The 443-nt window shown below is 64.3% G+C and carries 1 pseudogene; it reads right to left on the reverse strand.

The features are described 5' to 3' along the window. Positions 1 to 52 precede the first annotated feature (52 nt). Positions 53 to 443 (reverse strand): annotated as a pseudogene (gene sucC / locus I6F21_RS37885) (succinate--CoA ligase subunit beta); the annotation flags it as partial.

The following is a 443-nucleotide window of genomic DNA, read 5'->3' on the forward strand; positions in this document are numbered from 1 at the left end:
ACTCAGCAGCGGGCGCAACTCGCGTTCGCGTATGGTTGGGTCAGCGGGCGGCTTACTTGCCGGCGGCTGCGGCCACGACTTTCTCGGCGGCCTCTGCCATCGTGTCTGCGGCGATGATGGGCAGACCCGAGTCGGCCAGCATCTTCTTGCCGAGGTCTTCGTTGGTACCCTTCATGCGCACCACCAGCGGCACCGACAGCGACACAGCCTTGGCTGCAGCGATCACGCCTTCGGCGATCACGTCGCAACGCATGATGCCGCCGAAGATGTTGACCAGAATGGCCTTCACGTCCGGGTTCTTCAGCATCAGCTTGAAGGCTTCGGTCACCTTCTCGGTGGTGGCACCGCCGCCCACGTCGAGGAAGTTGGCCGGCTCGCCGCCGAACAGCTTGATGGTGTCCATCGTCGCCATGGCCAGACCAGCGCCATTCACCAGGCAGCCG

The sequence above is a fragment of the Bradyrhizobium sp. NBAIM03 genome (assembly GCF_020194055.1).
Taxonomy (GTDB): domain Bacteria; phylum Pseudomonadota; class Alphaproteobacteria; order Rhizobiales; family Xanthobacteraceae; genus Bradyrhizobium; species Bradyrhizobium yuanmingense.